The sequence below is a fragment of the Streptomyces sp. NPDC002896 genome, from assembly GCF_040295225.1.
Classification (GTDB): domain Bacteria; phylum Actinomycetota; class Actinomycetes; order Streptomycetales; family Streptomycetaceae; genus Streptomyces.
In genome coordinates this window covers 42,560-59,515 of record NZ_JBEOVA010000039.1, presented here as the reverse complement: position 1 = coordinate 59,515, position 16,956 = coordinate 42,560, and the positions used below count along the sequence as shown (strand labels likewise).

18 protein-coding genes and 2 pseudogenes are annotated in these 16,956 nt (G+C 68.1%); 7 read left to right on the top strand and 13 right to left on the bottom strand.

What is annotated here, in order from left to right; genetic code table 11:
• On the bottom strand, positions 1–697 hold a 697-nt coding region (locus ABT009_RS40635), incomplete at its 3' end, for a reverse transcriptase domain-containing protein (protein WP_351306556.1).
• Between the two features lie 710 nt (positions 698–1,407).
• On the opposite strand from ABT009_RS40635, the gene ABT009_RS40630 reads away from it, so the two are divergent.
• Positions 1,408–1,803: a VOC family protein gene (locus ABT009_RS40630; RefSeq protein WP_351306555.1), complete on the top strand. Its 396-nt coding sequence runs from the start codon at positions 1,408–1,410 to the stop codon at positions 1,801–1,803.
• 327 nt (positions 1,804–2,130) lie between these two features.
• Complete coding sequence (locus ABT009_RS40625) at positions 2,131–2,280, top strand: hypothetical protein (RefSeq protein ID WP_502990060.1); 150 nt, start codon at positions 2,131–2,133, stop codon at positions 2,278–2,280.
• 65 nt (positions 2,281–2,345) lie between these two features.
• Here ABT009_RS40625 and ABT009_RS40620 read toward each other — a convergent pair whose 3' ends face one another.
• Complete coding sequence (locus ABT009_RS40620) at positions 2,346–2,729, bottom strand: VOC family protein (RefSeq protein WP_351306553.1); 384 nt, start codon at positions 2,727–2,729, stop codon at positions 2,346–2,348.
• A gap of 45 nt (positions 2,730–2,774) precedes the next feature.
• Between ABT009_RS40620 and ABT009_RS40615 the strand changes: the two genes are divergently transcribed.
• Positions 2,775–2,957: a hypothetical protein gene (locus tag ABT009_RS40615; protein WP_351306552.1), complete on the top strand. Its 183-nt coding sequence runs from the start codon at positions 2,775–2,777 to the stop codon at positions 2,955–2,957.
• Positions 2,954–3,094 carry a hypothetical protein gene (locus ABT009_RS40610; protein WP_351306550.1) on the top strand — a complete coding sequence of 47 codons (141 nt, stop codon included), beginning with the start codon at positions 2,954–2,956 and terminating at the stop codon, positions 3,092–3,094. The genes ABT009_RS40615 and ABT009_RS40610 overlap by 4 nt, the downstream gene beginning before the upstream one ends.
• 32 nt (positions 3,095–3,126) lie before the next feature.
• Here ABT009_RS40610 and ABT009_RS40605 read toward each other — a convergent pair whose 3' ends face one another.
• From ABT009_RS40605 to ABT009_RS40590, 4 genes and pseudogenes are all read right to left on the bottom strand, one after another.
• Positions 3,127–3,396 carry a type II toxin-antitoxin system antitoxin gene (locus tag ABT009_RS40605; protein ID WP_351306548.1) on the bottom strand — a complete coding sequence of 90 codons (270 nt, stop codon included), beginning with the start codon at positions 3,394–3,396 and terminating at the stop codon, positions 3,127–3,129.
• Positions 3,393–4,340: an SPFH domain-containing protein gene (locus tag ABT009_RS40600; protein WP_351306546.1), complete on the bottom strand. Its 948-nt coding sequence runs from the start codon at positions 4,338–4,340 to the stop codon at positions 3,393–3,395. The genes ABT009_RS40605 and ABT009_RS40600 overlap by 4 nt, the downstream gene beginning before the upstream one ends.
• Positions 4,341–4,468: 128 nt before the next feature.
• A pseudogene (locus tag ABT009_RS40595) lies at positions 4,469–4,670 on the bottom strand (helix-turn-helix domain-containing protein); the annotation flags it as partial.
• Between the two features lie 298 nt (positions 4,671–4,968).
• A complete protein-coding gene (locus tag ABT009_RS40590) occupies positions 4,969–5,400 on the bottom strand; it encodes a hypothetical protein (protein ID WP_351306544.1) in 432 nt (143 codons plus the stop codon).
• Positions 5,401–5,773: 373 nt separating this feature from the next.
• On the opposite strand from ABT009_RS40590, the gene ABT009_RS40585 reads away from it, so the two are divergent.
• Positions 5,774–7,714 carry a pentapeptide repeat-containing protein gene (locus ABT009_RS40585; RefSeq protein WP_351306542.1) on the top strand — a complete coding sequence of 647 codons (1,941 nt, stop codon included), beginning with the start codon at positions 5,774–5,776 and terminating at the stop codon, positions 7,712–7,714.
• 124 nt (positions 7,715–7,838) lie between these two features.
• On the opposite strand, the gene ABT009_RS40580 is transcribed toward ABT009_RS40585, so the two are convergent.
• Positions 7,839–8,816 carry a hypothetical protein gene (locus ABT009_RS40580; protein WP_351306540.1) on the bottom strand — a complete coding sequence of 326 codons (978 nt, stop codon included), beginning with the start codon at positions 8,814–8,816 and terminating at the stop codon, positions 7,839–7,841.
• 673 nt (positions 8,817–9,489) lie between these two features.
• Between ABT009_RS40580 and ABT009_RS40575 the strand changes: the two are divergent.
• Positions 9,490–9,783: pseudogene (locus ABT009_RS40575) on the top strand (IS5/IS1182 family transposase); the annotation flags it as partial.
• A 10-nt stretch (positions 9,784–9,793) separates the two neighbouring features.
• Here the strand turns inward: ABT009_RS40575 and ABT009_RS40570 are convergent.
• On the bottom strand, positions 9,794–10,471 hold the full coding sequence (locus tag ABT009_RS40570) for a DUF5701 family protein (protein ID WP_351306538.1): 678 nt from the start codon (positions 10,469–10,471) through the stop codon (positions 9,794–9,796).
• 624 nt (positions 10,472–11,095) lie between these two features.
• On the opposite strand from ABT009_RS40570, the gene ABT009_RS40565 reads away from it, so the two are divergent.
• A complete protein-coding gene (locus ABT009_RS40565; protein WP_351306536.1) occupies positions 11,096–11,596 on the top strand; it encodes a DUF1203 domain-containing protein in 501 nt (166 codons plus the stop codon).
• 243 nt (positions 11,597–11,839) lie between these two features.
• On the opposite strand, the gene ABT009_RS40560 is transcribed toward ABT009_RS40565, so the two are convergent.
• From ABT009_RS40560 to ABT009_RS40540, 5 genes are all read right to left on the bottom strand, one after another.
• A complete protein-coding gene (locus ABT009_RS40560; RefSeq protein ID WP_351306534.1) occupies positions 11,840–13,591 on the bottom strand; it encodes a SpoIIE family protein phosphatase in 1,752 nt (583 codons plus the stop codon).
• A 486-nt stretch (positions 13,592–14,077) separates the two neighbouring features.
• Positions 14,078–14,302: a hypothetical protein gene (locus tag ABT009_RS40555; protein WP_351306532.1), complete on the bottom strand. Its 225-nt coding sequence runs from the start codon at positions 14,300–14,302 to the stop codon at positions 14,078–14,080.
• 248 nt (positions 14,303–14,550) lie between these two features.
• A complete protein-coding gene (locus ABT009_RS40550; protein ID WP_502990059.1) occupies positions 14,551–14,700 on the bottom strand; it encodes a hypothetical protein in 150 nt (49 codons plus the stop codon).
• A 108-nt stretch (positions 14,701–14,808) separates the two neighbouring features.
• Positions 14,809–15,522, bottom strand: a complete 714-nt coding sequence (locus ABT009_RS40545) for a response regulator (protein ID WP_351306530.1) — start codon at positions 15,520–15,522, stop codon at positions 14,809–14,811.
• On the bottom strand, positions 15,519–16,814 hold the full coding sequence (locus ABT009_RS40540) for a sensor histidine kinase (RefSeq protein WP_351306528.1): 1,296 nt from the start codon (positions 16,812–16,814) through the stop codon (positions 15,519–15,521). Before ABT009_RS40540 ends, ABT009_RS40545 begins: the two co-directional genes overlap by 4 nt.
• Positions 16,815–16,956: the final 142 nt, after the last annotated feature.

The following is a 16,956-nucleotide window of genomic DNA, read 5'->3' as shown; positions in this document are numbered from 1 at the left end:
CGTCCGCGAACGGGCCACCGACGGTGATCGACAAATGGACTCCACCGATACAGAGGGTGACACGCGCCTGAGTTATCCATTGCGTTGGGGGCGTGACCGGAGCCCCTTGTGGGGTCCCGCGCTCCCGCTCCAGCAGGGAGCCGTTGGGCATGACGAGCGGGGCAGCGAGCCACCGCCGCACATACAACTTCACCCAAACGGCGTCGGTATGCGCTTCCACCGCCTTGACCAGCAGGTCCCAGGGCACACTGTCGAAGAACTTGGCGATGTCGAACTCGACCACCCAGTCCCGTTTCCAACAACGTTCCCGGCACCTTTCCACCGCGTCCAAGGCGGACCGTCCGGGACGGTATCCATAGCTGTCCGGATGAAACACAGGCTCCACCCGTCGCATCAGATGCCGGGCCACCACGGTCTGGGCCACACGGTCGGCAACAGCGGGAATTCCGAGCATTCTCTCGCCACCTCCGTGCGGCTTGGGAATGGCCACCGCGCGCACCGGCGGAGGGAAGTACGATCCCGACGACATCCGATTCCAGACCTTGTAGAGATTATTCTTCAGGTCCTTCTCGAAGTCGTCGACACTCTGTCCGTCCACTCCAGGTGCGCCCTTATTCGCCCTAACTTCCTCCCACGCTTCCCTGACTTCCCACTTCGAGATATCAAACGGCTTGACCTGTGACTTCAACTGGTCCATCGAACTCCTCCCGGAGAACATCCGGTTGATGCGATCAACACAGTCACGAACGACCCGGCCCCTTCACTCCACCCCCGTTACAGGGGCTTCACCGCTACTACGAGCCGGTCCGCCAGCAGGACCCGCATCGGTACTCAACCCCTCGCAGTGTCTGCCGCTTGGGGCACTCCCTCTCGCCCACCACCACACGGCAGGCAGTATCGGGACCTGCCTTCTCCTGTTCCATGCGGAAGCCGCAGACCGGACTCACGTCGCCTGCATGCCGGACACCGCCTGGCCAATAGACGGGCACCCGCCAGGCTCATCCCGGAGTTCTGGTAACACCCCGGTTTCGATGTCGTCTATAAGCCTTTCGACACGTCAGCAGCGATTCACTTGCGTTCGTCTTCCCGGTCCCTACCTGACGCCTCTCGCGGCGCCTTTTCCTCATCGCTCACCACGACGGTCTTCAGCCAACGCAGCATGAGGCGGTTTGAAGCCTCCCCCCGCAGGGCGGCTCCGAAGGGCCACAAAACCTTCATCTTCCGCACAGCACCACTTTCAGAAGCTGCCCTACAACCAACTTCCTTCCATGTTCAGGACGCAACACCAGGGGCTTCTCGCGTATCTGATGCTGGGTCAAGCCCGTCTGCTGTCCCTAGTCGAAAAGATCTCGGATCTGACGGACATGCGGCATACCCTGAGCCCCGTCCGCACTATCTGGGAGAGTCATGACAAGTAGGTTCACCGAGTTGGTCGTTGACTGCCACGATCCGGAGATGCTCGCGGCCTTCTGGTGCGAGGTCCTGGACTTCAAGGTGATCGACCGGAGCGAGGGCAAGGTCGAGATCGGCTCCTGGGTGCCGACCATCGAGGATGTTCGGGCCCGCCAGATGCCGCCGACCCTGCAGTTCATCCAGGTACCCGAGGGCAAGACCGTGAAGAACCGGCTTCACCTCGACGTCAGCCCGATTGACGGCAGCACCGAGGACGAGGTGACCAGATTGCTCGGCCTCGGCGCCACCAAGACGGATGTGGGCCAGGGCTCAGACCGAAACTGGGTGGTCATGGCAGACCCCGAGGGCAACGAGTTCGACGTCCTGCGCACCCTGGCACCGCAGAACTAGGCCGCGAGCGGGCACCCGCACCCCGTCACACACCGCAACTATCACGTTGCCGAGAAGACCTCACTGAGGGATGTGCATCGTGAGAGCGGCGCGGCGGCCCGCGCAGCGGAACCCGGGCAACGACCCCAACCGGCAAGCCAGACGATCTTCACCGTGGACACCCACCGACGACCGGCACGAGTACCCCGTCCGCCCCTCGCAACAGAGCCGTGACCTGCAAATGTCACGATGCACAGGACTCATTGAGGCGCGGGGCGGCGGAGGATCCCTCGGGCGGGACCCTAGTGGCCTAAGGCCCGCACCGCGAGCCGCACCTCCACCCGCGACATGCCCTCCAGCAAACGGGGCGGCCAGCGCTCCCCCTCCGGTGCCGACGGCCCCACCTACGACCAGTTCTACGCGGAGGCCCGCCGCCGCAACATCCGCGGCCGCTCGTCGACGAACAAGGCGGAACTCAAGCGCAAGCTCGGGCGCTGACACCGACGAGCAAACGCCCGGCCTTACTCGAACGGCCGAGCGGCTTGGCACCAGGACGCACGTGGTCAGAGGGGCTGGAGCCGGGTGTGCAGGAGGCAGAATTCGTTGCCTTCCGGGTCGGCCAGGACGTGCCAGCTCTCGGTGCCGGTCTGGCCGACGTCGACGGGCCTGGCGCCGAGAGCGAGCAGCCGCTCCAGCTCGGCGTCCTGGTCGCGGTCGGTGGCGTTGACGTCGATGTGAAGTCGGAGCTTCCCGGTCCGCGGGGCGCTGCTGGGGCTGAGGACGAGGGTGGGCTGCGGGCCGCCGAAGCCGGCGTCGGGCGGCCCGATCTCGATGCTTCCGTCGTCCTCCCGGCCGAGTTCGACGTAGCCGAGGACCTTGCTCCAGAATGCGGCGAGTCGGTCGGGGTCGGCGGCGTCGATGACCAGCTCACTGATGCGGCATGCCATGCCCGTCAGTGTACGTAGACAACCGAGAGACGCACCGTTCAGCAGATGCTGGAAGCCCGCCGGTCCGCGGTGACCCGCATGCCAGCGGGCGACATCAGCCCCGCACACCGCCTGATCCGCGAAGGCAAAGCGCTGCTTCCCGCCACCTGCGGCCGAACCCGGGCCGTCCTGCTCAGCTACGAGGCCGGCAGCTCACCGGGGAAGCGGAACGCGCCGCGTACGCCGTGAACGAATCCGTCATCCTCGCCCGCCAGTTGCAAGCCCCGCGCCGCATCCGGCTCATCGAGGACCTCTCCCCCGCCTTCGCCCTGTACACCACCACCGAAGGCGTCCCCGAACTCCTCACCCGCCTCGGCACAAGCTGATCTGATCGCGGCGTCGGTCCAGTCCAGCGGGACTATCCCTCGTCCTCACCGGACGACTTCGGCGGACGCCCCCGCCGGGGAAGAGGCCCTGCCGCGCCGGGCAGCCGCCCCGCATCGGACAAGGCCCTGCGCAGCAGAAACTCGATCTGCGCGTTCGTGGACCGCAACTCGTCTCCGGCCCACCGGGCCAACGCGTCATGGACCAGCGGATCAAGCCGCAACAGCACCTGCTTGCGCTGTGCGGCCGACCGCTTCGGGGCCGGGCCACCACCCGGCTCACCCTCGGACGAAGGGGACGTCACTGGTACAACGACCCGGTGTTGAGCACCGGCTGCGCGGCTCGGTCCCCGCACAGCACCACCATCAGGTTCGACACCATCGAGGCCTTGCGCTCCGAGTCGAGCTCGACGATGCCCTGCTCGGCGATCCGAGCGAGCGCGGCCTCGACCATGCCGACCGCCCCGTCGACGATCTGCCGCCGGGCCGCCACGACGGCACCGGCCTGCTGCCGCTGCAGCATGGCCGAGGCGATCTCGGGTGCGTACGCGAGATGTGTGAAGCGTGACTCGATGATCTGCACACCCGCCGCCTCCACACGTGCGTGGAGCTCGATGGCGAGCTTCTCGGTGATCTCCTCCGCGTTGCCGCGCAGCGAGAGCCCTTCTTCATCGTGCGCGTCATAGGGGTACTCGATGGCGATGTGCCGTACGGCCGCCTCGGTCTGGGTCGAGACGAACTCCAGGAAGTCGTCTACCTCGAAAGACGCCTGCGCTGTGTCTTCGACCTTCCATACCACGACCGCGGCGAGCTCGATCGGGTTGCCGTAGGCGTCGTTGACCTTGAGAACGGCGGTCTCGTGGTTGCGTACCCGCGTCGAGATCTTGACCCGGGACGTCAGCGGGTTGACCCAGCGCAGACCGTCGGTACGGATCGTGCCCCGGTAGCGCCCGAACAACTGGACGACACGGGCTTCGCCCGGGGCCACCATGTTGAGGCCGCACATGGCGAGGAACGCGGTGATGCCTATCAAAATGCCGACGACGATCAGCGCCGCCTTCGCGCCGGACGAGGCGGTCACGGCTCCGAGCACCACGAGGCCGACGGCCGCGGCCAGGCCCACCAGGCCGAGCAGCAGCGCGAGCCCGCCCCCAATGGAGTGTGCGACGAACTCCCGCACTCGTGGCTCGGGCATCTCGGGCAGGTCGGCTATGTCTGGAGTGCTCGGCGTGTGGTCGTGTGTGCTCATGGCGTGCTCCCCGATTCGAGTGCTTAGAGCTGTGGGCGAGGTTCGTTGCCCTGCCGGTGGTCAAGCTCATTATCTAGCATAGTGATATCACTTTAATGCCTGGGGCAAACCTTCACGCACCTGGGAAGCGCGGCCTCAGTGGGAAAGCGTGCGGCCAGGCCATCCAGGAGCCGAGCGTAGGCGGCACGCTCGACCGGTCTGCCAATTGCCGACGGACTCACGCCGGCTGATCAGCGCCTTGGCGATCTGCTCCTGGCTGAGGCCGGCCGCTTCCCGCAAGCGCCTGCATTCAGCAGGCTGCGGCGGGGAGTCCTGAGCGACCCGATCGAGACAGGGCGGTCGTGCGGTTGTCGACGACCTCGGCGATGTCGTCGAGCCGCCACTCCGCCATGCCGTCGACCACGGCCGGGGCTGACGGGCGCTGAACGTACAAGCTGAACGTACAAGACGACCGCCGTTCCGGCGATGGTCCGGTCCTCGTGCATGGTGAGCACTTGAACGGCACCGGGCCTCACCGTTGCCAGCGTTCGGGTGGAGTTCGCGCCCTTCATGGAGCCTGGCGCGAGCCACGATGCGTTTCGCCGCGTCCATCAATTCGTAAGCGCGCGCTGTCTCGGGAGCCCGTTGATCATCCGGACGCCTGCACCTGCTCGGCCTTCAGCCTCTGGGCCTTCTGCTGGGCGCCGTGCTTGCTGTTCACGCACAGTGCCTCGTTGAACCTGTGCCAGTGCGTGCCGACCGCACGCCCCGCCTCGATGGCCTTCAGCTGGCCGGCATCCGCCTGCTCTCTCAGGTACTGCCACAGCTTCGTACGGATGACCGCGGCCTCGCCCATCACGTCCTTCGGGTCGACCTTGGTGGTGTCGACACGCAGCTCGCCGGCCATCCGCTCCGCGTGCCGCAGTACGAGCAGCAGCTCGTCGCAGGCCGGGAAGCGCTCGAACTTGGGATCTCCACCAGCCTGGTCCAGCTCCCGGAGCCGGTCCGCGAGCGCGACGGTGTTGATCTCACCGAGACGGATCGCAGAACGCTTCGGACGCGGCTTCTTCGACTGTGCCACCACGCCAGAAGACGCGCTCCGCGCCGACTCCCAATCTGAGACCCGCCTTGATCCACCCGAATCAGCGACGAGACGTGACCGAGCGCTCTGGTTGGCCAGTGAGCGGGATAGTTGTTGGCCACAGTGAGCATGGCAGTTGGCCACAAACCCGTGACGTGCCGATGCCCCGGCCCGTGCGGCTTGCCGCGCAGGTCGGGGCACGGCTGTGCGGCACATGCTGCTCGACTGCGCCAAGACCGAGGAGGTTGACCTCATCCCTGAGGCGGACTGAACCAGCCGACGCCGCAGGCCCGTTGGCCACGAGCCGAAGAACGGGACGGCGGATCACTCAAAAAGCTGGTGACGGCAGGGACACGTGTTCTTGGATGAGTCCATGACGGCACCCCCACCGCCCGCCGACCCCCCCCTCGCGCAGTCGCCGGAGGTGACGTTCGACGACTGGAGCGAGGCGTTGGAGTGCAGTGCCACGGACTGCTTCGGTCGGCGCCTGGCCACCTGGAACCCCGCCATGGGGAGTTGGGAGGCGATCCGTACCGCGGGCAACGATGCCGAGGCCTGCCTCCACCACGCCGACCCCGACCAGCGCGACGCCTACTGGGGCCGACTCGTGCCCGGTGCCCCCGTCGACCTACGGCGCACTCGCCTTACCGAGGAAACACTGCACAAGCTGCGGGAATGCCTCCAGAACCGCTTCGGGGACGCGGACTTCCTCGAAGCGGAGTTCACCCAGTACGCGAACTTCCTCGGGGCGGCCTTCACCCGAAACGCGCGCTTCTCCTGGGCGACCTTTGCCCAAGGTGCGCGCTTCGGCGGGGCGACCTTCGCGCAGGATGCGCACTTCTACGGGGCGGCCTTCGTTCAAGACGTGGACTTCGTCGGGGCGACCTTCGCCCAAGACGCGGGCTTCGTCGAAGCGAACTTCGCCAAGGACGCGAACTTCTATCAGGCATTCTTCGCTCATGGCGCGCACTTCAACATGGCGTCCTTCGCCCAAGACGCCAACTTCATCGGGGTGACCTTCGCGCAGGATGCGTACTTCAGCGGAGCGACTTTCAGGGAGGGCTGGGTGGCGGCCGATCTACGCTGTGCGACCGACCTCAGTCTCTTCCGTGCCAGGTTTGATGGGCCGGTGGACATCAGGACCCAGGCACGGAACATTGACTGCACCATGGCGCGTTGGGAGCACAGCGTCACACTGCGGCTGGATGGCGCCCACGAGGTCAATCTCGCCCACCGGGTGGCAGGCCGCCGCGCCGTCACGCGGCTCAGCCTCGCGGATATGGTGCGCAGTGCGGAGTACCCGTTCCTGGTCCTGGCCCCTGATCCCTTCCTTGAACCCGGCGAGGCTCTAGCCCCAGAGGACGCCCTCGACGGTGCGCAAGACGTGGAAAGCGCCGTGCGGGCCGTGGTCCTGGAGGATCTATCGGGTACGGACACGACGCGAATGGTCCTGACCAACGTGGACGTGTCACGCACCAACTTTGTCAACGCGCTCAACCTCGACCAGATCCGTCTGGAGGGCCGCTGCCGCTACCTGCGCACCCCGCGCCCCGGCTGGAAGCGCCGCGGGACCTGGCGCCACACCGCCCGGAACATCATCGTGGCCGAGGACACCTGGCGCCGTGCCCGAACACCACAAACGAGCAGCACACCGGTGCACGACGCTCCCGCGAACGCGGCGTCCATCGCGCAGCCGGCGTCCCTGGCCCCCGTCTACCGCTACCTGCGCAAGGCCCTGGAGGACGGCAAGGACGACCCGGGGGCGGCGGACTTCTACTACGGCGAGATGGAGATGCGCCGCCTGGACGTCACCCGCCTGCGGGCCGAGCGGTGGTTGCTCACCCTGTACTGGGCGATCTCAGGTTACGGACTGCGCGCCTCCCGCGCGCTGTGCGCGCTCCTGGTGGTCATGAGCGTCTCGTTCGCGCTGCTCCTGCTGTTCGGGATCCCGGCGAAGGAGACCGGTACCTCGACGGTCGGCTACATCAGCGCCGACGCCGCCGCCCTGGCCGACGCCGGTCTGAAACTCCCGGACAGCTGCACCGCCGACGACCCGTCACACCCGGAGTGCCGGGTGGTGGTGACGGCCGGCGAGTCGGTCGATCCCACCGTCCCGACCAACGCCCTGGTCGACCGCTTCACCGCCGAACGGGCGGGCAACGCCCTGGAGGTCGTCTCCTCGGTGTCCCTGTTCAACGCCGACGAGCAGGAACTCACCGGCTGGGGCAAGGTCATCGCCTTCGCCTCCCGCTTCCTCGGCGCGCTCCTGCTCGGCCTGGCCATCCTCGCCGTCCGCAACCGCGTCAAACGCTGACCCCTCCCCTCAGGTAGACCGAGACCAGCTCACCTGCAGCGAGACACGTCAGTCACAGCTGTGACTGAGCACCATAGAACGCTCAGTTCCGTGTGGGAGGGAACGCCCGCCGGAGCGCCGCCCGTCAACCTTCCTGGTGCGGCGATGGGGACGGCAGCGGAGCGCGGGACCACCGGACGGGATGGCCGTCAGGACCGTCGGTGAGCCAGGAGCCGTCGCCCAGGGGCTCTAGCTCGTACGGGCTGGTCACCTCGATGGCGATCTCGCCGCTGAGCGTGCCCTTGCGCACGTCGATCAGGTGGTAGCGGAACCACTCCTCTCCGGCCTGGCTCTCACCGCCCAGGGTGACGACAGCCGTATCCGGGGTCAGGTAGCCGCCGCTCCATTCCACGAAGGCCTCCTCCGGGTCGTACCCGAAGGCCTCGACGGGAAGAGTGAAGAGCACGTCCCCGCTGGGGTGGCGGTGGAACGCGACGTCCCCCTGCCCGTGGTCGACGGTCATGAAGTGCCGACCGCCCGGCGCCAAGTCGATCAGGCACCGATCGCGCCACGGGTACGTCACGAACTCCGGCTCGCCGTCGGCCCCGGTCCTACCCCGGAGAATGACGGAGCCATCCTGGCCCTCACCGATGTCGAGGTAGACGCTGCCGTCCACGGGGTGCACGCGGTGGTCAGCACCGTGCCCGACCGTCTCCAACTCCCGTCGGACGAGAACCACCCCACTATCGGCGTCGTACACGACCCACTGGTCTCCGCCGCCGCGTTCCGCCATCGCGTCCGGCCGGTAGACCCACACAGTCCGGCCATCCAGGGACAGCGCACAGCCAGGCCGGTGGCCATGGAGCACCTCGGAGTGCGGCTCGAAGTCCGACGCCCACACCAGGTCACCAGCGCGCGTGAGGCAGACGACCCTGTTCAGCGTCGTGTACACGACGCGCTCCAGATCGGGCCGGACCGCCGACTCCACTATCTTCTCGCCGGCCTGCGGCTGGAACACCGCGGCGGGTTCCAGCGTCCCGAAAGCGCCAGAGTCGTTCACGTAGGCATGGATCCGCCCGTCGCGGTGGCGCGTGATGACCTTCGGAGGCCGCACAGGAATCATCCGCCGAGGCTAATCCCCAGCTCAGGCCGACCATAGCCGGGGCCCGTGCGCGATCGCCGTTACGCGCTCGCAGCGGGACTTGCCGAGCCAATTACGCACAGGTCAACTGCGTGCTCTAGGCGGCCAACTGTCGTGCTCAGTGGCCAGATAGGATAGTTGGCCACGCTGAGCGCCGTAGTTGGCCAGTCGTTTCGCTAGCCACTTGTTCGCACCGAGACCGTCCATGGCCCAGTTCGTCAGGAACCGTACAGCGCGGGTGGGGACGCCGTGTTCGCGGTGCGCCGAGCCGACGGCATGGGCGACCTCGACCTTTCCGGGCTCGGCGATGGGGACGAGCTGGGGCTCAGGCAGTGGAGAGAGGTGATCCGCACAACCGGCTCGGACTGCGGACAGCGAACCGCATCACGGCCTGGCAGATCTGGCCACGACGGAAGACGCCTCCACGTGCACCATCGCGACCGCCTGGGCCTTCTGCCGACGAGGTCGTGTCCCAACTCGGTTGTCTCGATGTCTCACGATGGGCGCGGAGCCAACCTCGTCTTGTCAAAGGACTCTGCGGTTCGGGCATACTCAAAGGCTCGGCCCGCGCCCTGAAGGCCAGCTCCAGCCCGCCCTCGCCGTGACTCCGAAACGCGGGGAACAGGACTCGATACTGTCCTTCGCGTGCCATTAGGCCTACTCCTCCCGCGTCAACCGCGCCTACCTGCGCAGGCACGGAATCCGGGCAGTGATCCCCGAGAAGGCCGACCAGGCCGCCAACCGCAATAACAAGGGCCGCAGCGGCGGGCGTCCGGTCTCTCACGACGCCGAGCTGCACAAGGACCGCAACACGGTCGTGCGGCTGATCAACAAGATGAAGGCGTGGCGGGGCGTGGCCACTCGATACGACACGACACCGGACAGCTACCTGGCCGGACTCCAGCTCCGGGGCACGATCATCTGGATCCGCCTCCGCCCCGCCACTTGATCACGGCTCCTTACAGGTGGACCCGGCGGCCCGTTGCGGAGGCGAAGCCCAGCCAGGTGTGCCGGTTGCCCGCCCAGCACCAGCCGACCTTGGGGGCGTTGCGGCGCTCGCGGCCGTCCCGCCCGGTGCCGTTGCTGATCCAGATCGCCGGGGTGCGGGTGTCCAGGGCGCCGTTGGCTTTACGCAGCCGGGAGCCGATGGTCATGAAGCAGTGGTTGCGCTCCAGGACGGCAGGCTGCTGCAGCACCCAGTGGATGCCCTCGGTTAGCAGCAACGGGGTGCGAGCCTCGGCGGTGAGAGCGGGCAACACCTCGTTCGGGCTCCAATTGGCCATGTGGTCACCGCGGTTGATACCGGTGAGGAGGTAGAGCGGGGCGTCGGGCAGCGCGACCGCGTCGAGCGGGGTGAACAGGTCGACGTCGGGCATGTCGGCGACGACGAAGCCCGGCTTGCCGTCGTGGCGGAGCAGCGGCGCGAGGGCGGAGGCAGGGGCTCGGTCTGGGTGAACAGCAAGCAGGGCGCCGTCGCCGCCCGCAGGGGCCTCGGCAGCCGCGGCGAAGGTACGAATCTCGGCGGCGGGCAGCCCGGTGATCTCCTGCACCCCCAGCTCGATCAGTCGCTCGGCCTGCGCGCTCAGGCCCGGGAGTAAGGGAAGAACGGTGGAGGTGGCGGGCGTGGTTTCGGACACGATGCTCCAAGGGATAGCGACGTGGACGGGCCCAGAGGCAACGAGACAGCCCACCGGAACAGTTCCCGCCGCTGCTGCCCCCGCGCCCTGCCGTGATCACGACTCCGTACACGCCCTGGAGGACCCGTCCGGCGCCCGCACCCATCTGGGGACCGCCGCGGCCTATGCGGAGCGGTGCGGCGACACGGCGCTGGCCGCGTGGGCATACGGGGCACACAGCATGGTGGCGCGCAACATCGGCCTGGTCGGGCTGTGCGCACGGCTGGTCGGGGTCGTTCCTCCGGAAGACTGGAGTCGGGACGCCCTCGAGGCAGAGCTCTCCATTGGCGTCGTCCCCGGACCTCGTCGGGACACACATGGCGTCTGGAGCTCGACGACACCGGGGGCTTGCCTACGGGATCTGGCCGGAGCCGACGACGCTTGAGTCAACGCGGGGTGCACCGCCATACACAACGGTTGCGCACCCGGCACGTCACTCAGGCCTACGCCAGGGCTACACGAAACCGTGAGCAAGAGTCGCGGTCGCCGGTGCGGCCCTCATCGGGTCACGGTGTCCGGCGGCTTCCAGATGGCGATGTCTGATTTCCGCCAGCGCGGGGACGAGCATCTGCGGATGCTGGAGCCATGACCACGACTTATGAGGTGCAGGCCATCGATCCGGCCGTGCTGAAACAGCTGCGGGAACGGGACGACGCCGGTTGCACCCGGGCACCCGTCATTGATCCGGAGGGCGGTGCCCCGCTGCGGTGCTGTCTGCGGCACAGCGAAGCAGGTGAGCGGATTGTCCTCGTCTCGTACGCGCCGTTGCGTCGCTGGGCGGAGGAGACAGGCGCTGAGCCCGGTCCGTACGACGAGTGCGGTCCGGTATTCGTTCACGCCGAGGAGTGCGGCGGGCCGACCTCCGGCCCCGGCTATCCAGCCGAACTGCACGGTGCGCGCCGGATGCTACGCGCCTACAGCGCCCAGGGGCACATCCTCGGCGGGAGACTGATCGAGATCCCCAAGGAGCGGGCCACCGAGGTGGATCACGCCTTGCGCGATGTCTTCGCCGATCCGGCAGTGGCACTGGTACACGTCCGCGCAGTGGAATTCGGCTGTTTCATGGTCGAGATCCGCCGCCGGTAGGCGAGTCGGAACTCGGTGCGGGTCGCCGGACCCCAGGCATCAGAGCACCATCACGCCGACAACTGCCGACACCGTCGTTAGATCTCAATTCCGGGTGGCAGGCCGGCCCTGTCACTCGTGGGGTGTGTGGACGCGGAGTTGTCCAACTTTCCTACACGCTCAGCTACTCGGGCCGATGGTGTCGGCATGAGTGCTGTTTTCAGTGAGGCGATCCGTGCGAAGGCGCAGCGGATCAGTTACGAGTCAATCGCGAGTGCTTCCGGTCGTCCGCCTGGTGTGCGTTCGTGGAGGTGTTTGCAGCGCGAGGAGGGCTACGTCGTCGACGCCGGCTGGGTGGACTCGGCGCAGGAGCTGGTCGGTGAAGGCGTCCAGGGGGCGGTGGGCGAGGGCGGCGGCGTGTTGGCGCAGTCGGTTCAGGCCGTCGTCGAGGGTGTGGCCGGGTGCTTCGATGAGGCCGTCGGTGTACAGCAGCAGTATGCAGCCGGGCGGCAACGGGGCTGTGGCGTTGGGGCGGGGTGAGTGGATTCCGCTGCCCAGCAGGATTCCGTGCCCGTCGTTGAGGTAGTTGGCCAGGCCGTCGCGGGTGACAAGCAGGGGCGGTGGGTGGCCGGCGTTGGTCCAGGACAGCTGCCAGTGGCCGTCGTCTGTCTCGGTCACCCGGGCGAAGATGAGGGTGGCCATGCCGACGTCGGTGATGGGCGTCAGCGCCTCATCCAGCCGTTCGACGATCCGGCTGGGGGGCTCTTGCTGGGACCAGGCGTAGGCGCGGAGCACGTTGCGCAGCTGGGCCATGCCGGCCGCGGCCTCCAGGTCGTGGCCGACGACATCTCCGATGGCCAGGGCGGTGGCGCCGTCGGACAGGGTGAAGGCGTCGTACCAGTCGCCGCCGACCTGTGAGGCGTCGGGGGCGGGCAGGTAGCGGACGGTCATCTGCAGGCCCGGCACGCGTGGCATCTGGGGCAGCAGATGGTTCTGCATGGTCTCGGCGACTTTGCGCTGGCGCTGGTAGAGGCGGGCGTTGTCCAGCGCGAGCCCGGCGCGGCGGGCGATGTCCTCGATCAGAGGGAGGTCGGTGGTGGTGAACTTTCCCGGTTTCTTGGCGCGGCCCAGGGTGAGGGCGCCGAGGACTTCGCGGGTGCTGCGGATGGGGGCGATGGCCGCGGAGTGGATGCCGGTGGCCTCGAACAGACGGCGCTGTTCGACCGCGATTCCGGAATCCGGGGCCTGCTGGTAGGTCTCGGGTCCGGCCAGGGCGGAGGCGACGCCCCGCAGGGCCCGGGACAGGGGCATCGGAGATTCCTCCGGCACCGGCGGCATCGGCCCCTGGAGATCTTCACTGTGCACCAGAGTGTTGCCGTCGGCCTGGACCACGGCGGTGCGCCACACCTCGTCGCGTTCGGTGATCAGGTCGATGACGGCCCAGTCCGCGAGCCGGGGTACGACCAGGGCCACCAGCCGGCGCAGCGCCTCGTCGACGTCCAGGGTGGAGGTCAACTGGGCGGTGGTCTCGGCCAGCAGGGCCAGTCGTTCGAACTCGGTCAGCGGCTCGGCGGCCTGCTCCGGGCGCGGGCCGGCGTTGTGCGCTTGCTCGGGAGTGTGGAAGACAACAAGCGTGCCGGTTTCCTGGTTGCCGATCTCGTACGGGGTGATCAGCCAGGAGATGAGCAGCAGAGAGCCGTCGGCGCGGCCGAAGTAGTCTTCGTCGACCTGTGCCGGGCGTCCGGCGTGGAACGCCTGTCGCATGCTGCACTGAGTTGCGGGCAGCGGCTGGCCCTGAGGTCCGCGGTGCAGCAGGTCGTGGGCATCATGGCCGACGAGGTCTTCAGCGGGCCGGCCCAGCATCCGCTCGGCGCGAGTGTTGACGGCGACGATGCGGCCCTGTTCGTCCACGACGTAGGCTCCGGCCCCGATAGCCTCGAGCGCGCCGGCGAGCTGCGCGGTAGGCACTTCCCGGGACTGCCTCTGGTCGGTCTCCGTGTTTTCCGGCCCCGTCATGTCCTCGCCTCCTGGCTGTCGAGCAGCCGTCCCCGGCTCGCTGCTCGCGCGTGTGGCGAATGATGCCCTCACGTCTTCCCGTATGCCCCCACTCCGAGGTAGAACTCTCGCGTCATCCGGAGGCTTGGATGATCTTCATTGTGTACGCACCGACCCGGCCGTCCATGCCGCGAGGGCCGGGGGTGCGCGTGCAGGATCGGCGGCCGGCCGGGGACGGGCCCGGCACCGGTGGGTGCAGCCGTCCGCTACATGGGTACCGGGAGAAGGGGCCTCAGCAGATGCCGTCGACGCATCGGGGAACGTGCAGCGTAAGCAGGTCCGTTCTGCAGGGGATGCACTGAAGGAAGTGCACCCTGCTCAGGCCGGGGAGTCGGGCACCTGCGGATCGAGTCTCGGCAGATCACCGGAATGGTCGGTGATCAGCCGGACGCCGGCTGCACGGGAAGCTCCCGCAACTGCTTGCCTTCCAGGTCCCGGTGGCCTGCCTCAGGGTCTGTCCAAGGCGAAGGAGTCGCTCGGTTTCGTCTGGCTGCTCGCGCACCACAGGTTGCTCGCCCAAGCGGCCAAGGCCGGACGGCGCAGACGGCGGATCTGTTCGGCCAGCTCGCGGTCTCCGGAGGCGCTCGCGACTTTCGCCCGCTCGTCGCGGGTGGTGGTGAAGCCGCCCGGCGGCATCCTGTACAGCTCGTCGGCGACAGCGTCCAGGCCCACCCGTCCCTCCAGCCCCACTGCTTAGTGTTGATTTGTCCCCTTTTTGCCCGGGTAGGTGGGTGGGCGTGGTGCTCACTCCGCCCCTTGAGCCGATGCAGCAGAGAGTCAACCGCAAGCCCGCGACGGCCGCGCGTCTGGCCCGGGAGCAGCCGGCCCATCTGATCTTCTCTGTCAAGAGCGTGTTGAACCCCTCGCGTGCCGAACCATCGGTGGCGGGGCGCCTGTGCCTCACCGGTACGGGCAGTTGATCAGACGTGGATGGCTTGGCGGATGCGACGCGAGCGAGTGAACCCGTACAGGTCGAGTACGCCGGGCGGGTCGCCGAGCCCGGGACCGCCAGCTTCGCCCCAGGCAGCGATGTCCTCGGCGGCCTCGGGGTCGTGACCAGGCCCAGCCATACCGCGCGCCCTCCTGGAACGCCAGCAGTTCCTCCCGGTCGTCGGTTCCGTTGGCGGCGCGCCACTCCGTCGCCGAGGTGCTGCACAACGTGTATGCGCCGGGTCGGTTCACGGGTGCTCGGCGGGCTCCTGCCTGCCCACGCTGACCAGCCCGGTCTCGTAGGCGGCGATGACGGCCTGGACGCGGTCACGCAGTTGGAGCTTGGCGAGGATGCGGGAGACGTGGGTTTTCACCGTCGTCTCGGCCAGGTGCAGGCGGTCGGCGACTTCGATGTTGCTCAGCCCTCGGGCCACCAGGCCCAGGACTTCGCGTTCGCGCGGGGTCAGCGAGGCGAGGTCGCGGTGGATTGCAGTGGTGTGGCTGTCCTGCTGCGTGCTGTGTCGATGTTCGCCTCCGGCAAAACGCTCCACCAGGCGGCGGGTGACGGCTGGTGCGAGCAAGGCGTCGCCGGAGCGGACCGTGCGGACCGCGGAGATCAGCTGCTCGGGGGTGACGTCCTTGAGGAGGAAGCCGCTGGCCCCGGCGGACAACGCCGCGTAGACGTACTGGTCGAGGTCGAAGGTGGTCAGGATGATCACGCGGGGTTCGCCCGGGGTGCCGGTGAGGATGCGGCGGGTGGCCTCCAGCCCGTCCATCTCCGGCATCCGGACGTCCATCAGGACCACATCGGGCCGGGTACGGCGGACCGCGTCGACGGCTTCGCACCCGTTGATGGCCTCGGCGACCACCTCGATGCCGTCGGAGCGCAGGATCATCCGGAATCCGGTGCGGACAAGGGTCTGGTCGTCGGCGAGCATCACGCGCAGCGGTGGCTCGGTCACGGTGCCTCCAGGGGGATGAGTGCCTCGACACGGTAGCCGCCGGTGAGGCGCCGGCCGGTGTGCAGGGTTCCGTCGTAGACGGAGAGCCGCTCGCGCAGGCCGAGCAGTCCGCGGCCGTTTCCGGTGGCCGCGCCGGGGCCGGGAGGGCCGCCGATGTCGGAGACTTCCACCCGGAGCCGGTCGGGGGCGTACTCGACGCAGACGGTGGCATGCGCCCCGGACGCGTGTTTGACCGTGTTGGTCAGTGCCTCTTGGACCACGCGGTAGGCGGTGAGTCCGATGCCGGGTGGCATGGGGCGGGCCGCTCCGGTGATCTTCAGGTCGACCGGGAGGCCGGTGTCCCGGACCCGTCCGATGAGTGTTTCCAGCTGCTCCAAGTCCGGCTGTGGGGTCAGGTTCTCGGCGCAGGTTGCATCCTGGTTGCCGCTGTCCATGGTGAGCAGGCCCATGACGTGGCGCAGCTCGGTCATGGCCGCCCGGCCGCTCGCCTCGACGGCGAGAAGTGCCTCGTCGGCCTCGTCGGGGACGGCTCTCATGACCCTGCGGGCGGCGCCGGCCTGGATCACCATGACGCTGACGTTGTGGGTGACGACGTCGTGCAGTTCGCGGGCGATTCTGGCGCGTTCCTCGTCAACGGCGCGACGCAGCGCCTCGGCCTGCTCGCGTTCCACGGCGGTCAGCCGGGCGCGCCCCTCGTCGGTGCGTACCCGCCAGGTGCGCAGGCCGTTGGCAGCCATCGCCAGCGGCCCGAGGACCCACAGGACGACATACTCGTTCGGGACGATGCCCGGCTGATACGGATAGACGTGGTTGGTCGAGGCGCCCGACGTGTAGACCAGGAGGACCGCCGTCGGTACGGCCGCCAGGGTGGGAATCCTGTACGGGCTGTAGGCCGCGGCGCTGTAGACGGCGACGACGAGGGGATAGAAGGTCAGCCGCTGAACGTCCTGCGGGGTCAGCAGCGCTGCGCCGGTCACGATGCACAACACGGCGAGCGGGTGGCGGCGGCGCAGTACCAGGGCACCTGAAGTGACGAGCGCGAGGACGCTCAGGGCGACCCGCGCATCCGTTCCCGACGGGTGGATCGCCCTGCCCACACCGGGGAGGACCTCGCGTATCTGATTGTCGGCGACATCGATGGCGTAGTACACGGTGGCGACGGCGAAGGCCGCCGCCACGACCAGGTCGAACTGCCAGCCGCGCCGGGTGAGGCGCGGTGCCGGTCCGGTCGGGCGCAGCGCACGGCGGGCCGCCTCCCGCAGCCGGTCCACCGCTGTCGTCTTGTTCGTCACCGGCACATTCTCACCGCCACCCCGTCCTCGTGGGATCCGTCTTGGCGACCGCGTACATCAGCCGCCTACTTCTCAGGGATGACGCCGGCAGGCCCTCGTTCCGTCGGAGGACCGGAAACGGCTCGGGCGAAGGACGTGGCCG

Coding starts and splice junctions, on each gene's coding strand:
- ABT009_RS40630 (WP_351306555.1), top strand. CDS start 1,408: ATGACAAGTAGGTTCACCGAGTTGGTCGTTGACTGCCACGATCCGGAG.
- ABT009_RS40625 (WP_502990060.1), top strand. CDS start 2,131: ATGCCCTCCAGCAAACGGGGCGGCCAGCGCTCCCCCTCCGGTGCCGAC.
- ABT009_RS40620 (WP_351306553.1), bottom strand. CDS start 2,729: ATGGCATGCCGCATCAGTGAGCTGGTCATCGACGCCGCCGACCCCGAC.
- ABT009_RS40615 (WP_351306552.1), top strand. CDS start 2,775: ATGCTGGAAGCCCGCCGGTCCGCGGTGACCCGCATGCCAGCGGGCGAC.
- ABT009_RS40600 (WP_351306546.1), bottom strand. CDS start 4,340: ATGAGCACACACGACCACACGCCGAGCACTCCAGACATAGCCGACCTG.
- ABT009_RS40585 (WP_351306542.1), top strand. CDS start 5,774: ATGACGGCACCCCCACCGCCCGCCGACCCCCCCCTCGCGCAGTCGCCG.
- ABT009_RS40580 (WP_351306540.1), bottom strand. CDS start 8,816: ATGATTCCTGTGCGGCCTCCGAAGGTCATCACGCGCCACCGCGACGGG.
- ABT009_RS40565 (WP_351306536.1), top strand. CDS start 11,096: ATGACCACGACTTATGAGGTGCAGGCCATCGATCCGGCCGTGCTGAAA.
- ABT009_RS40560 (WP_351306534.1), bottom strand. CDS start 13,591: ATGACGGGGCCGGAAAACACGGAGACCGACCAGAGGCAGTCCCGGGAA.
- ABT009_RS40550 (WP_502990059.1), bottom strand. CDS start 14,700: ATGGCTGGGCCTGGTCACGACCCCGAGGCCGCCGAGGACATCGCTGCC.